This is a genomic window from Marinomonas aquimarina (genome assembly GCF_900089755.1).
Classification (GTDB): domain Bacteria; phylum Pseudomonadota; class Gammaproteobacteria; order Pseudomonadales; family Marinomonadaceae; genus Marinomonas; species Marinomonas aquimarina.
The window spans coordinates 126,661-140,988 of the sequence record NZ_FLOC01000001.1 but is presented as its reverse complement, the minus strand read 5'-3'; the positions used below and the strand labels follow the sequence as shown (position 1 = coordinate 140,988).

Here is a 14,328-nt window from a genome sequence, read left to right as displayed (position 1 = left end):
CCATTTTACTGAGCTGAGCCCATGTCTCTTGGGTGACTCTGTGCTAAAGTTTAGGGTCAGTTAAGGTCATTTATTGAGAATCATGAAAGCCTGTTTAGTTGGTGTCAGCCAAGAAGAGAGTCAAGCCGTTGCACCGATCCTGCATTTTCTCGGTATTGAGGTGGTGCTGGATCCACAGCAAGACGAGTTAGTGGACTTCTTTGTGGTCGGTAGCTTAGTCGATGTGACGCAGCTGTCGTTACCCTTACCCTCTATTTGGTTACAAGCGCACGATGAGAGTGATAGTGATAGCACGGTATGGTGCTGTCCCATTCCGTGGCGCCAAGAGCAAATCATGCCGATCTTAAACCGCTTGGCTGAGTCACCTAACATGCCGCGTGCGCAAGGGGTGAACCTGAATGTTTATGTGCGTCATTTAGAATCTTTGCTGATTCGCCACGCCCTGAGTAGTTCAAATGGCGTAGTCTCCCAAGCTGCGAATCTGTTACAGATCCAGCGCACCACCTTAATTGAAAAAATGCGTCGTTATCGTATTGATAAATCGGAGTTTTAAGTGGACAAGGATGAAGAAATTGCCCGCTTAAAAGAGGCATTTGAGCTGTTTGAAGAAACCTCTTATTCACTGCAAGAGTCCTATGCAGAGTTGCAAAATGAAGTGCGTTTGCTAACGCAAAAGTTAGAACACGCCGAGCAAGCGAAGCGCGCCGAAGAGTCGAAAAATAAAATCCTGTTGAAGCAATTTCAGCAGCTGTTTTGGTCAATGCCAGTAGGGGTGATGATGTTGAACCCCGAAGGCCGAGTGGTGATGACCAACCCCATTGTCGATCGCTTGTTTGGAGAATCTATCTTAGGTGGCGTATGGTCCGACATCGTGCCCAAGAGTTTTCGTCCGCAAAAAGACGATGGCCATGAAATTACCATGGTCACTGGGCGACGAGTGCGGGTGGAAACCTCTTCGCTTGGCGATGTGCCTGGGCAGCTGATTATCTTGGTGGACCTGACCGAAACCCATTCATTACAGCGCCAGTTGTCACACCATGAGCGTTTATCGACCATGGGTAAAATGGTGGCGGCGCTGGCCCATCAAATACGCACTCCACTGTCCTCGGCCATGCTGTATGCTGGGCACTTACAGAAAGAATCTTTGTCAGAAGACATGCGCATGCGCTTTTCTGGCAAACTGACGGATCGCTTAAATAATATCGAGCGTCAGATTCGCGACATGCTGATCTTTTCCAAATCGGATATCAAGTTGGATGAAAAACTCAAGCTGCTGGAGTTTAGCGACAAACTGATGGAGCGCGTGCAAGAGCAGGTTGAACTACACAATGCCATACTTGAGGAAAATATTGCCGAGTTGCCAAGCGGGTTACTGCAGTGTCATGCCGATGTGTTGATTGGGGCGATTTTAAATTTGGTTAATAATGCCATTGAGGCGTCTGAACGCGGTGCCAGCATTTATTTAGACCTGAGGGGCGATGCGCAGCAGCTCACGATCGTGGTGCAAGACCAAGGGCGTGGCATGAACGAAGAGCAGCTAAGCAAGGTTCAAGAAGGGTTTGTGACCACCAAACAGCACGGCACAGGACTTGGGTTGATGGTCGTGAAAGCCATTATTCGTGCCCACCATGGCACTTTTAATATTGAAAGCCAGCCAGGGGTTGGTACTAAGGCGACCATCACATTGCCAATTTTAGGGAGTTAAAATGTCTGAAGTGAGTTTATTAGTCGTAGAAGACGACCGAGGTCTAGCGGAAGCGTTGGAAGATACGCTGCTGTTGGCGGGCTATAAGTGTTTTATGGTGGAGAGCTCAGAAGATGCTATTTTGGCTTTGAAACGCCAGAAGTTTGATATGGTGGTGTCGGACGTCAACCTACCTGGCATGGATGGTTATGGCTTATTGCAGCATGTGGTGGAGCACTTTCCGGAATTGCCGATGATGCTGATGACCGCCTATGGCGACATCGCTCATGCCGTGGAAGCCATGCGCAGCGGGGCGGTGGATTACCTATTAAAGCCTTTTAAAGAAGAAGAGCTTTTGGAAGTGATCGCCAAACACACTTCTCGTGTGGCGCAAGTGAAGAGTCATACGCCGATTGCCAAAGACCCTAGCAGTGTCGCGCTATTAGAATTAGCGAAGCGTGTGGCCGTGACGGATTCAACGGTGCTGATTTGTGGTGAAAGTGGTACCGGTAAAGAAGTCTTAGCCCAGTACATTCACTCTGTTTCGGAGCGCAGCCAGCAGCCGTTTGTGGCGATAAACTGTGCGGCTATTCCAGAAAATATGCTCGAAGCGATCTTATTTGGTTACGAAAAAGGGGCTTACACAGGGGCAGTATCCTCGCAGGCGGGTAAATTTGAGCAGGCCAACGGCGGCACCTTGTTGTTAGATGAGGTCACGGAGATGGACGTCGGCTTACAGGCTAAGCTGTTGCGAGTCTTGCAAGAGCAAGAGGTCGAGCGTCTGGGTGGTAAAAAAGCCATTAAATTGGATGTACGTATTATTGCCACCACGAACCGTGATTTGGCGGAATATGTGCGCGAAGGTGGCTTCCGTGAAGACTTATACTATCGTTTAAATGTTTTTCCATTACGCTGGACACCTATTCGTGAGCGTAAAGGCGATATACAACCGCTGGCAGAAGCTTTATTGTTAAAGCATGCACAAAAGATGCGCATTGATCACGCTTCGCTAACACCTGCGGCCTTGAGTAAACTTGAAGCGCACGGTTGGCCTGGCAACGTACGGGAATTAGAAAACGTGATTCAGCGTGCACTGATCCTGAGTGATCAAGGGCGTGTCGCGGAAGACCACATCGTGTTTGACATGGTGACTGCTCCGAAAGTGCAACAGCCAGACAATGAAGATGCTGAAGAAGCCGCTTCGATTTTAGGTCGTGGTGTGCAGCAGCATGAATTTCGCATCATTGCTCAGGCCTTGATTGATGCCAAAGGCAAACGCAAAGAAGTGGCAGATAAACTGGGCATCAGCCCACGCACGTTACGCTATAAAATTGCCAAGATGCGAGAATGTGGCATAGAAGTTGATTGATTTTAAAGTCTAGTTTTTAATAACAGTGTGCTAAGCTACTACGAACTAATGTTTTTTTGGGTGCAAGTAAGATGGTGACCGATAGACCTGACATTAATCAGGTGCTTTCTCAGATGCGTGACTTGCGGAGTCAGATCCAAACGCCAAGTGCGAATGCCTCATCCGGCATTCAGGAGCTAGGCCCGCAGGCAACCCAACAGGTAGAGCGTCCTGACTTTACAGACATGCTGAAGACTGCTGTCGATAATGTAAACTCATTGCAAAAAGAGGCGTCTTCATTGGCGCAGGCATATGAGCGTGGTGACGAAGGTGTAGACCTACCACAAGTCATGATTGGCTTGGAAAAATCGAGTGTATCCTTCGAAGCGATGACGCAAGTGCGCAACAAGCTGGTAGATGCCTACGAGAAAATAATGAATATGCCCATTTAGTTTGGGTTGGACGCGGCAGTACTGAATGGATAATGTCCCAGCAGAACGATCAGAGCAAAAACTCTATCTAGAGTTATTGACTGGCTTCAACAAACTGACAGTGATTCGTCAGCTTGCGTTGATGGTCGGTCTTGCTGCGTCTATAGCCATCGCTTTGGCCGCAGTTCTCTGGACCTCTGGGCCTGACTACAAACCGGTGTTAAGCAGTATTACGGACTACAACGCCGATCAAATTGTTGAAATACTCAACGTCAATAATATTCCTTTTAAGCTGGATGAAAATACCGGTTCCTTACTGGTTGAGGCGGATCATTATCACCAGGCGCGACTTAAATTGGCCGGTTCCGGCATTGTTTCAGATAATATTGTCGGTCTTGAGATCATGGATCAAGACCAATCCTTAGGCACCTCCCAATTTGTCGAAACCACGCGTTATCGTCGTGGTTTAGAGGGCGAATTAAGCCGTACCATCACCAGTTTGCAGAGCGTCAAATCGGCGCGTGTGCATTTGGCCATTCCGAAAGAATCTGTCTTTGTTCGAGATAACCGTAAGCCCAGTGCCTCGGTGTTTTTGGAACTCTACCCTGGACGTCGCCTAGATCGTAGCCAAGTGGATGCGATTGTTAATTTGGTGGCTTCGAGTATTTCTCAGCTCAGCGATAAAGATGTCACCGTGGTCGATCAGCGTGGTACCTTACTGACGGAAAAGGACAGTAACTCCGAGTTGTCCATTGCTGGCAAGCAGTTTGAATATACCCGTCGTGTCGAAGATGTGATGTTGCAGCGGGTCAACAATATCCTCTCACCGGTGGTGGGGGGAGGCCGTTTTAAGGCAGAAGTGTCGGCGGATATCGATTTTACCGCCGTGGAGCAAACCGACGAACAATACAATCCGGATTTGCTTGCCCTGCGCAGTGAGCAAACCTTACGTGAGCGCCGCTCTGCCAGCGGCGCCAACAATGGCGTGCCAGGGTCTTTGACCAACCAGCCCCCAGGCGCCGTGACCATCCCTGAAGCAGCGGATGAAAACGGAGCCGCCATTGGTGGCGGCGCAAATGGCGCGAATGGTCAATCGCGAGAAGAAACCACCCGAAATTTTGAGTTGGATCGCAGCATCAGTTACACCAAACGCCAGCAGGGCACGGTGCGCCGCTTGTCGGTGGCGGTGGTTGTGGATGACATTGCGTCGCTTGATCCCGAATCAGCCAACATAGTGCGAACCCCTTGGAGCGATGAAGAGCTCAGCCGACTGACATTATTAGTGCGCGATGCGGTTGGTTATGACCCTTCTCGTGGTGACAGCGTCAGTGTCATTAATTCACCTTTTGCGATGCCAGAACCGCCGGAAGAACCGGAAGCCATTCCATTCTACAAGCAAGGCTGGTTCCTTGACCTATTACAGCCTGTGTTAGTGGGCATGTTTATTCTGATATTGTTAATGATGGTGGTGCGCCCGATTCTGAAAACCTTGGGCGAACAGAACAAAATTGCGGTGGCAGAAGATACGGAAGCAGCTATTTTTGCTGATGAAACCGATGAAATTTCCGATGATCAGGTTTCTTTGGTCAGTGCCGAAGACGTAATGGTGCCTGGTTCGCCTGAAAAGATTGAGCGCCAGCTGAATGCGATTCGTGGGCTGATTGCAGAAGAACCGGAGCGTGTTGCGCAAGTGGTGAAGCAATGGGTGATGGAAGGCTAATATGAGTGAAGCAGTTGCTGGAGATATAAGCTCCATCCAAAAAGCGGCGGTCTTGTTGATGTCGCTGGGGGAGTCAGACGCGGCTCAAATTCTTAAGCACATGGGGCCGAAAGAAGTTCAGCGTATCGGTCAAGCGATGGCACAGTTGGCCAATGTGCAGCGCCATCAGGTGGAAAAAGTACTGGATGAATTCCTGATCTTGGTCGGTGACCAAACAGGCCTTGGCCTAGGGGCCGATGGTTATATCCGTAACATGTTAAAAGAAGCGCTCGGAGAAGAAAAAGCGGGCAGCTTAATCGACCGTATTCTGTTGGGCGGTAACACCACGGGCTTGGATACTCTGAAGTGGATGGAGCCCCGTGCTGTGGCGGATGTGATTCGCTATGAGCACCCGCAGATTCAAGCCATCGTTATTTCCTACTTGGACCCTGACCAAGCGGCCGATATCTTGTCCAACTTTGATGAACGTGTGCGCTTGGATATCGTCTTGCGTGTGGCCGCGTTGGAAACGGTACAACCAGCGGCACTGCAGGAACTGAACAACATTCTCGAACGTCAATTCTCAGGTAATAACTCGACTAAGTCGACCACTATTGGTGGTGTCCGTACTGCGGCAAATATTATGAACTTTATCGACAGCTCGGTCGAAGCGGAGTTGATGGAGTCGATTCGTGATGTGGATGAAGATTTGGCTGGCAGCATCCAAGACTTGATGTTTGTCTTCGACAACTTACTGGACGTGGACGATCGTGGCATTCAGGCGATTTTGCGTGAAGTGGAGTCAGAAACGCTGATTCTGGCGCTTAAAGGTGCCGATCCAGACATGCAAGAAAAGGTTTACAAAAACATGTCTTCCCGTGCTGCCGATATGCTTAAAGACGATTTGGAAGCTAAGGGACCAGTGCGAGTCAGTGAAGTGGAAGTGGCGCAAAAAGAGATCCTTGCGATTGCACGTCGTTTGGCGGATAACGGTGAAATCGTCCTAGGTGGCGGTGGCGAGCAGATGGTTTAGTAAATGTCTGACAATGAAAAAAAGCTGACCGCCTACGAACGTTGGGAACTGCCCAACCTAGAAGGACAAAGTAGCAATGCCAAGAAGCCGTCCCATGCATTAGCGATCAAAGACAACGAAGCGGTTGAAGTGACCGATGAGATTGATGAAGACTCCGTCGTTTATGAGCCGCTGACAGCGCAACAGCTGGAAGAAATTCGTTTAGCCGCCTATGAAGAAGGTTTCGCCCAAGGTCATCAAGAAGGCCAAAAGGCTGGTTATGACGAAGGCTTTGCCCAAGGCCAAGAAGAAGGACAGCAACAGGGGCTGGAACAAGGCCATGAAGCGGGGAAAAACGAAGCCCATACCCAAGGCATCGAGCTGGCTCAAGCCCATCTAGGTGAGCTGGAAAACCTTCTCAATGCAACGCTAAAAGAGTTCGAACGTCCCCTCGAAAGCACTCGTGAACGTCTCGAAAGCTTACTGCAAATGGCCACCAAACGCATGGTAGAACATGTGGTGCGTCGTGAGCTCAGCGAAGAGGCCAGCGATCTAATCCATAACGAGTTAGAGAAGATACTCAACTCATTAGGTGACAGCGAGGGCCGGGCCGTATTGATGGTGCACCCAAAGACCATTGAGGCCATCGAGGCACTGGCGGCGGAGCAACGCCTGACCATCAAAATCAAACCCGATCCAAGCCTCCTTGAAGGGGGCTTTATCCTAGATGCCCACGACTTTTATGTGGACGGCACGGTAGAATCTCGTTTAAATGACGTTTTAAAGTCGCTGGATAAGCCACAGTAAACTGTTTCCATGCCAACTCTCTTAGATCGCCTTAACCGTTTAGCAGACCAAGATTTACCGCATTACTCGATTGATATTGAGGGTAAGGTCACGCGCATGGTGGGCCTCACCATGGAAGCCGTGGGCTGTGCGGCGGCCTTAGGCGATCGCTGCGCCGTACAAGTGGGGAAAAATCGTTGGGTGGAGTCCGAGGTAGTGGGCTTTACTGGGGATTTAACCTATCTAATGCCGACCGAAGCCATCGATGGTATTTCGCCTGGTGCACGTGTTCGGCCGTTGCGAGAAGACAGTCAAATGCCTGTGGGGCCTGGGCTTCTGGGACGAGTGGTGAACGGCTTAGGGCGGCCATTGGATGGCAAAGGGCCGATACAGGCGGAAGAAAGTATTAGCTTGCAAGGGGATATTATTAACCCGCTGCAACGTAAACCTATCAGTGACACGCTTGATGTGGGCATCAAGGCGATTAATGCCTTAATGACCGTTGGTAAGGGGCAGCGTTTGGGTCTGTTTGCCGGCAGTGGTGTGGGTAAGAGTATGTTGCTTGGGATGATGACGCGCTTTACCGAAGCGGACATTACCATCGTTGGCTTGATCGGCGAGCGTGGCCGTGAGGTAAAAGAGTTTATCGAGCAAATTCTCGGCGAAGAAGGCTTAGCACGTTCGGTGGTCGTGGCCTCTCCAGCGGACGATTCGGCGTTGATGCGCTTGCGTGCGGCGGTGCTGACATCGCGCATTGCAGAGTATTACCGGGATCAAGGTAAAAACGTCCTATTGCTGATGGACTCTTTAACACGTTATGCCCAAGCGCAGCGTGAAATAGCCCTGTCGGTCGGGGAGCCCCCGGCGACCAAAGGCTATCCACCTTCGGTGTTTTCTAAGCTACCTTGGTTAGTAGAGCGTGCTGGAAATGGCAAGGAAGGGGGGGGCTCGGTGACGGCGTTTTATACGGTGTTAACCGAGGGTGACGACCAGCAAGACCCAATTGCCGATGCCTCGCGGGCCATTCTAGATGGCCACATTGTACTCTCACGTCGTTTAGCGGAAGAAGGACACTATCCGGCCATCGATATCGAGGCGTCCATTTCCCGAGCCATGCCACACATTGTGTCTGATGCGCATATGCAAGGCGCTATGCGTGTGAAACAGCTGTACTCGCGTTACCAGCAGAACCGTGATTTGATCGCGGTCGGCGCTTATACCAAAGGCTCAGATCCAGAACTGGATCAGGCGATTACGTTAATGCCTGCCATCAATGATTTCCTGCGTCAGCCTCTGAACGATAGTTTTAACATCGACAAGAGTCTGGAAGCCTTGGTCACGGCAATGACCTCAGTTCCTGCAAAGTAGACGCCTTTTCCTTGAACCGCTAATATCAAGCTAGTTATGAGGGAGAATTATGAAAAAGTCGCAGCGTATGCAGGTGTTAGTTGATCTTTCTCAACGCAAGGAAGAGGAAGTCGCAAAAGCGCTCGCCAAAGATCAAGCTCGTCTGCAACATGATCAGCAGAAGTTACAGGAGCTGATCGACTATGCGGCGCAATACGATGAACAGCGCAACTTATTGGGCTTGTCACCGTATTTAACCACCAATTACCAGCATTTCGTCACACGCTTGCAGCAAGCGATTAAACAACAGGAGCAGCAGGTGAAGCGCTCTGAGCAGCAAGTGAATATGGCCTTGAAGCGTTGGCAGGACGCCCGCGCCAAAACCAAAGGTATGGACTGGCTAAAAGAGAAAAGCATTCATGAGGAAGTGGCTTTCGCCGATAAGCAGGAGCAAAAACAAATCGATGAATTCTCCAACCGTGCTTTCTTTCAACGGATGCGTTCCTAATGCCTGAGGTTCAAGTAGCCTCTTCTCAGTCGGTCGTGTCGGTTGTCTTTGATCTCGAAACCGCGCTACTGCAGTCTCATCTCTATCCTCTTAAATCCCATCTTACGATTCAGTCTCTTTGTTATGAACTGCAGGCCTGCCTGACTGCCGATGAGCCGTTACAACAGGCCTTAGCCGAGGTCATCAGTGCGCTTGAGCGTGTCATCGAAGCGGGTGGTTTTCTCAATGAACCGCAACGCTCTGATCTATTCGCTTGGGTCACTACCTTGCGTTCCGTTTGGGTGGCGCAGCAGAGCTTTGTTGAAACAGTCGATTATGAAGGATTACAAGCTCTGCAAAAGCGTTTTGTGGGGGCGTGTGCTGACCTTAATAAGGATGAAGTAAAGCGTTATACGGGTGAGTATTCGGGACCTGTGACAAAAGGGTTTGCAGGCTTTGCAAGCTTGTCAGACCTAGGCTATTGGGCGATTGATCATGCCCGCAATAGGGTACAGGGGGCGCATCAGCAGAGTGATGTGGTGGCCATGAGTGTGGTATTGGAGACCGGCTTATGCTTGGCTGAGCTAGCCGCTCGTTTACCTGATTGGCGTTGGCAGAGTGCGCTAGAATCTAATCAGCCATTGAGTTTGTCCCCCGACAGTGAGAATTATTGGGTGGATTGGTTGCATACCATGGCAGCAGAGCGGGAAGTATGGCGCCGCTCGGCCTCATTCTTACAGTTTTATAAGTCGTTACAGACTCAGGTGCGGGAACAATTCTCTGTTGCTCTCGATCAACTGTATGAGGGCACTTTTACCTCGAATATCTGGGTGATCCCCGCCCAGCATCACCCCCCCAATAGTTGCCAGTTTGACCTCTATGGTGGACGTGTGTACTTGTTGGACGAAGCCGATCGGGCACAACAAGTATTGGCATTATCTGAGTCTGTGATACCTGTGTATGTATTGTCTTTTGCTAAGCAAAGCTTTGTCGTGCCAGCGTTTCGTGCACAGTTATTGCAGCCGAGCGACACGGATGTGCAGCGTGTCTGGCAGTATGATGGCGGCTGGCATGAGCAAGTGCTCACGTCAACGCAGTCGCCATTGGTTCAAGTGCGCACCCTTGAGGGGCATGTATGCTTGCAACCGACAGCGGTGACGCGGGATTATGGCGTGGTGCTACGCAGTACCTGCTTGCCTTGTGGTACGCGAAATATCTGGCGAGTGCGAGACGAATTTCAGCAAGAGCCGATCTTTGCCAACGAACAAGAGGTGCTTGCCAAGCGCCAATGGCGTGCTGAATCCGTGACCATCGCCCGACCTAAAAACCATACTCCAGTGTATTTTCAATTGACCGATGAGCACGGTATTGAGCTGTTTGCGGACATGGTGGTTGGTTTACAGCCCTACGGGTCCTTGGAGTGGGTTATGCCAGGTTTGATCTACCATGCTGGGCAGGTGATGCCATTGATTGAGCCGCAGGCCGATGCTTGTCATAGGGACGATATGGTGATGATGGTGGCGGTGAGAGGTAGCCAGTTTGCCTTTCGTGGACGTTACAGCCTTGATAAACAGGCGTTACACAAATTAGTGGATGGGGACACGGTTGTGCTAACTTGGCAAAATGAGCGTATCAACATAAGCTTTCAGGATCGGGGGTGGTTGTTGCTTGATCAGCGCCATACCTACTTGTTTCATAAACAGTTGTTAGAGATTTTTAAATACGATGGATGTGAATAATTCAGCTCATGCAGCCTTTGATCAGCGTCGAACTCGCTTTAGTGACTGGATTATTCAGTATGGCTTGCTGTTCACCTTGCTGTTTTTAGGCTTATTAGGGGCGAGCTACTACACCTTTAATCAGCGTGTTGAGACATCGCTTAAGTCCTCTGCGGAACTGCACGATATCGCTTATGCAAGCCTAGAACTTGTACAGAGATGGCGTATGCTGCCTGCTGATGAAGGGCGCTCAGCCATTGCTGAATTGTTGCAACAAGAACGCATTCTAGTACAACGTTTACGTGAGCAGATTGCCCCTGAGATCGACTTGCCTAGTGCCCCTGTGACCATATCGCAATTTACGGTGCCAGAGCAGGTGCGTCTGGCGCAGAGTCGCCTAGGGCAAATAAAACAGGTGGCTACGGAGCGCAGTGCGCGTTTGGGACAATTGCCGCTACATGAACAGCCACAGTTGATAGCTGTGCTGATGGGGTGGTTGGTATTACTGGGGTATGTAATTTGGGGCTGGCGCCGAGTATTGCAGGATCGCCAAGTGGCGCTGAACTTTTTTCACGCCCAAGTCGCGCGAGCCCAACAAGGAGGGCATCTGTCACCACCGCTTCACCGTAATGATGAATTTGGTGATTTTGCCCGTTACTTGAACAGTGTTTTGAACGCCATATCTGGAGACCTTCAGCATCACAGCGGTTTTTCTCAGCTGTATCGCTCAGCCTTATCCGCATCATTGTCACTTAAGTTAGTGGTCAATCAGTCCCATGAAATCCTCAATGTTAGCGAGGGCTTATCGGAGTTGTGGGTGCTAGAGCCAACGGCTCTATCAGAAGTGCTTGGCGTCGATGCGCATTTGACCTCATTAGAAGGGGAAGTGGTGGCAGAGAGTCTTTTATCAGAATCCTTTTCCGGCCCACTTCGAATCGCCAATCGCCTTTATGAAGTGCGTGTCTCAAAGATCGGGCATGAACCTATTTCAGGCTATTTGGTGGAGTTGGCGGCGATTGATTCCCATGCTGAGTTGCGAGTCTTAGAAGCGACACTCAGTTTGATGGCGAGTGATGTTTGGGATGCTCCGATTCGAATTTTGGATGATGCGTCGCCTTACTATAGCTTTTCTCAAAAATTAGAAAGCACTCGTCAAAAAGTGTTCGAATTTCTGCAGCAAAGCAATGAATTAGTAAACAATGGTGACAAACAATATCCCAAGATTACTAAACTGCAACAGTTGTTGGAGTACCTGCTTGCTAAACTCAACAGCAATGAGTTGGCATCAGAAGTTTACCTTGAACACAATCACCTGATCCTCTCAGAAGTAGATGTTAGCAAGCAAGAGTTCTTGCGAGTAAGAGAGCAAATCGAATATCGCTTCGAGTTGTACGAGGCCTACTTACAACAGTTAGTTGAATGGCAAGCGGCACAAGCCACTTGGGTCGCTACTGTTAATGAAGGTCTGTTAGATACCAAATCTGCGATATTAAACCTTCTGACCATTGTTCATACGGAACCGACCCGAGCCAGTGTTATAGAGCATAGCGTGATTGATTTGACGCATGATATCGATACCGTGTTGAGCGATATTCTTGAGTCCAAGCCAATCCCTGGAGAGCTGCGATTAGAGCATGTGAAAAGCTCTGAGTCGGAGTTAATGCGGCGTTTGAACGATGTGCAAACTCAGCTAGACAACCTGTCTGAGTTGGCGCAGCTGGAGCACATGACCTCTCATCAATAGCTTACATCTGTGACGTGTTATTCGAGCATTGTGAGGCATGATCTATGATCATTAGTCAGTTTGATGAAGCAGCAGCAACGGCGACCTTGCTTGTAAAAGGGCGTTTTGATTATTCCTGCCAGCAAGATTTTCGTGAATGTTTTGGGCGATACCCAAAAGGTTCTGGCTATATTATTGATCTGCATGAGGTGAGCTACATTGACAGCTCTGCTTTAGGGATGCTGTTGTTGCTAAGAGATTATGCTGGCGGTGATGGCAGCAAGGTGGTGATTAAAGGCGCTTCTGATTTCGTCAGCAACGCCTTAAAAATGGCACGTTTTGAGCGCTTATTTGTATTAAGCCAATAAGGATGCGGAGCGAGATGAAGGAACAGAATCTCAAAATCTTAGTCGCCGATGATAATCCATCTGATCGCATGCTCTTAGAAACCATGCTTGATCAGCTAGGTCATGTGGTTGAGACGGCCGTGGATGGCCAAGACGCAGTCGAAAAATTTGATCCAGACACGATTCAACTGGTGTGTCTAGATATCAAAATGCCGCGCAAAGATGGTTGGGAGGCGGCCCTTGAAATTCAGCAAATCGCCAACGAAAAACTGATTCCGATTGTGTTTTTGTCGGGGGTATCTGACCCGGCTGTATTACAAAAATGCTTAGACGTGGGCGCAACGGATTTTATTTCCAAACCGTACAGCCCGACGTTGGTTTCCGCCAAGCTCAATGCCATCGCCCGCTTGTTAGTGTTACAAAATACCCTGTCTGAACAGCGCGATGAGCTGTCTGTGCTAAACCAGCAGATGGTGCATGATCAAGAAGTTGCCAAACTGGTCTATGAGCGGATCACCCATTCCAATTGCCTATCCGATCCTGCTCTAAGCACCTTGCATCACGGTAGCCATATTTTTAACGGCGATGTGATTCTGGCGGCCTACAAGCCTAATGGCGGCATTCATTTGTTATTAGGGGACTTTACCGGGCACGGATTATCGGCGGCCATTGGCGCCTTGCCGTTAGCGGATATTTTCTTTGATTGGACTGAGAAGGGATTTGTCATGCGCCAGATCTTGCCTGAGATCAATAAGCGCTTACACAATATCCTGCCACCTAATATGTTTTGCGCCGCCGCATTCGTTGATATCAATGCTCATAACCGTACTGTTGCAGTATGGAATGCGGGGCTGCCGGATTTGCTGTACTTTGCTGCCGATGAAAAAGTGCCGCGTATGATCGCCTCAGACTCTTTGCCATTGGGGATTCTCAATGAGTATGAGTTTGACGCCAATATAGAAATGTTTTCCTACGAATCGGGGGACTTTCTACTCGCCTTTACCGATGGCGTGTACGAAGCTCGCACAAGAGACAATAAGATTCATTATAACACGGCGTTAGACCCTCTTTATGCGGGCAGTGTGTCTGTCAACCCGTTTGTATGGCTTGAGAATATGCTGCAGAAAGAAGGCATTTTAGAGAACCCTCATGATGACATATCGGTGCTGGGCATCGACTTAGCTCAGGCTTTAGATCATAGTCCTCAAGCGAAAGCGACAGATGTCGCGAAGGGGGGCAATGTTCCTGCGGATTTTGCCTTTCGTTATGAGTTAAACGCCGAGACCCTAAAAAGCACTGACCCATTACCGTATTTGTTGCAAATCCTTACCACAGTGCCTGAACTGAGTAAGCGTTCTGGCGAAGTCTTTATGATCCTCTCTGAGATGTATTCCAATGCCTTAGAGCACGGCATTCTAAAACTGGATTCAAATTTAAAGCGCACCGTGGAAGGGTTTGCGCAGTACTATAGCTCCCGTGAGGCCAAGTTAGCGCAGCTCAGTGACGGGTGGATCACGATTGACATTAAGGTCAGCTCGGATAGCCACCAAGGGTGCTTGTCTCTGACCATGGCGGACAGTGGTGATGGTTATGATACAAGCCAGCTGGATTTGGCAAACTTTGATCATGATATGCCCTTCAATCGCGGCTTAAGCTTGATCAATCAGCTGTGTCAGCAGGTTAGCGTCAGCGATAATGGCTCTTGTATCTCTGTTCAATATCATTGGTAAACTTGGCCCTCTATTT

Annotated in this window: 13 protein-coding genes; all 13 read left to right on the top strand. The window is 49.5% G+C overall.

Features of this window, described 5'->3' with window-relative positions; all coding sequences use genetic code 11:
* Positions 1–82: 82 nt before the first annotated feature.
* The 13 genes from MAQ5080_RS00760 (at position 83) to MAQ5080_RS00700 (ending at position 14,312) form a co-directional block, all read left to right on the top strand.
* The gene (locus MAQ5080_RS00760) at positions 83–553 is read left to right on the top strand and encodes a helix-turn-helix domain-containing protein (RefSeq protein WP_067204081.1); all 471 of its coding nucleotides are present in this window, start codon (positions 83–85) and stop codon (positions 551–553) included.
* Complete coding sequence (locus MAQ5080_RS00755) at positions 554–1,705, top strand: sensor histidine kinase (RefSeq protein WP_067204078.1); 1,152 nt, start codon at positions 554–556, stop codon at positions 1,703–1,705.
* 1 nt (position 1,706) lies between these two features.
* The gene (locus tag MAQ5080_RS00750; RefSeq protein WP_067204075.1) at positions 1,707–3,053 is read left to right on the top strand and encodes a sigma-54-dependent transcriptional regulator; all 1,347 of its coding nucleotides are present in this window, start codon (positions 1,707–1,709) and stop codon (positions 3,051–3,053) included.
* Between the two features lie 71 nt (positions 3,054–3,124).
* The gene (fliE, locus tag MAQ5080_RS00745) at positions 3,125–3,484 is read left to right on the top strand and encodes a flagellar hook-basal body complex protein FliE (RefSeq protein WP_067204072.1); all 360 of its coding nucleotides are present in this window, start codon (positions 3,125–3,127) and stop codon (positions 3,482–3,484) included.
* Between the two features lie 25 nt (positions 3,485–3,509).
* Positions 3,510–5,183: a flagellar basal-body MS-ring/collar protein FliF gene (gene fliF / locus MAQ5080_RS00740; RefSeq protein ID WP_067204070.1), complete on the top strand. Its 1,674-nt coding sequence runs from the start codon at positions 3,510–3,512 to the stop codon at positions 5,181–5,183.
* 1 nt (position 5,184) lies between these two features.
* Complete coding sequence (gene fliG, locus MAQ5080_RS00735; RefSeq protein WP_067204067.1) at positions 5,185–6,195, top strand: flagellar motor switch protein FliG; 1,011 nt, start codon at positions 5,185–5,187, stop codon at positions 6,193–6,195.
* Between the two features lie 3 nt (positions 6,196–6,198).
* Positions 6,199–6,981, top strand: a complete 783-nt coding sequence (locus tag MAQ5080_RS00730) for a FliH/SctL family protein (RefSeq protein WP_067204064.1) — start codon at positions 6,199–6,201, stop codon at positions 6,979–6,981.
* Between the two features lie 9 nt (positions 6,982–6,990).
* On the top strand, positions 6,991–8,328 hold the full coding sequence (fliI, locus tag MAQ5080_RS00725) for a flagellar protein export ATPase FliI (protein ID WP_067204061.1): 1,338 nt from the start codon (positions 6,991–6,993) through the stop codon (positions 8,326–8,328).
* A 49-nt stretch (positions 8,329–8,377) separates the two neighbouring features.
* Positions 8,378–8,815, top strand: a complete 438-nt coding sequence (gene fliJ / locus MAQ5080_RS00720) for a flagellar export protein FliJ (protein ID WP_067204058.1) — start codon at positions 8,378–8,380, stop codon at positions 8,813–8,815.
* Positions 8,815–10,533 (top strand): hypothetical protein, encoded by a 1,719-nt coding sequence (locus MAQ5080_RS00715; RefSeq protein WP_067204055.1) that lies wholly within the window; start codon positions 8,815–8,817, stop codon positions 10,531–10,533. The genes fliJ and MAQ5080_RS00715 overlap by 1 nt, the downstream gene beginning before the upstream one ends.
* Complete coding sequence (locus MAQ5080_RS00710; RefSeq protein WP_156496491.1) at positions 10,526–12,256, top strand: hypothetical protein; 1,731 nt, start codon at positions 10,526–10,528, stop codon at positions 12,254–12,256. The genes MAQ5080_RS00715 and MAQ5080_RS00710 overlap by 8 nt, the downstream gene beginning before the upstream one ends.
* Before the next feature lie 44 nt (positions 12,257–12,300).
* Complete coding sequence (locus MAQ5080_RS00705; RefSeq protein ID WP_067204050.1) at positions 12,301–12,603, top strand: STAS domain-containing protein; 303 nt, start codon at positions 12,301–12,303, stop codon at positions 12,601–12,603.
* Between the two features lie 14 nt (positions 12,604–12,617).
* On the top strand, positions 12,618–14,312 hold the full coding sequence (locus MAQ5080_RS00700; protein ID WP_067204048.1) for a SpoIIE family protein phosphatase: 1,695 nt from the start codon (positions 12,618–12,620) through the stop codon (positions 14,310–14,312).
* The last annotated feature ends 16 nt before the right edge of the window (positions 14,313–14,328 follow it).

What these genes read in the sequence shown, in the direction of transcription:
- MAQ5080_RS00760 (WP_067204081.1), top strand. Translation starts at nt 83, where the DNA reads ATGAAAGCCTGTTTAGTTGGTGTCAGCCAAGAAGAGAGTCAAGCCGTT.
- MAQ5080_RS00750 (WP_067204075.1), top strand. Translation starts at nt 1,707, where the DNA reads ATGTCTGAAGTGAGTTTATTAGTCGTAGAAGACGACCGAGGTCTAGCG.
- fliE (WP_067204072.1), top strand. Translation starts at nt 3,125, where the DNA reads ATGGTGACCGATAGACCTGACATTAATCAGGTGCTTTCTCAGATGCGT.
- fliF (WP_067204070.1), top strand. Translation starts at nt 3,510, where the DNA reads ATGGATAATGTCCCAGCAGAACGATCAGAGCAAAAACTCTATCTAGAG.
- fliG (WP_067204067.1), top strand. Translation starts at nt 5,185, where the DNA reads ATGAGTGAAGCAGTTGCTGGAGATATAAGCTCCATCCAAAAAGCGGCG.
- MAQ5080_RS00730 (WP_067204064.1), top strand. Translation starts at nt 6,199, where the DNA reads ATGTCTGACAATGAAAAAAAGCTGACCGCCTACGAACGTTGGGAACTG.
- fliI (WP_067204061.1), top strand. Translation starts at nt 6,991, where the DNA reads ATGCCAACTCTCTTAGATCGCCTTAACCGTTTAGCAGACCAAGATTTA.
- fliJ (WP_067204058.1), top strand. Translation starts at nt 8,378, where the DNA reads ATGAAAAAGTCGCAGCGTATGCAGGTGTTAGTTGATCTTTCTCAACGC.
- MAQ5080_RS00715 (WP_067204055.1), top strand. Translation starts at nt 8,815, where the DNA reads ATGCCTGAGGTTCAAGTAGCCTCTTCTCAGTCGGTCGTGTCGGTTGTC.
- MAQ5080_RS00705 (WP_067204050.1), top strand. Translation starts at nt 12,301, where the DNA reads ATGATCATTAGTCAGTTTGATGAAGCAGCAGCAACGGCGACCTTGCTT.
- MAQ5080_RS00700 (WP_067204048.1), top strand. Translation starts at nt 12,618, where the DNA reads ATGAAGGAACAGAATCTCAAAATCTTAGTCGCCGATGATAATCCATCT.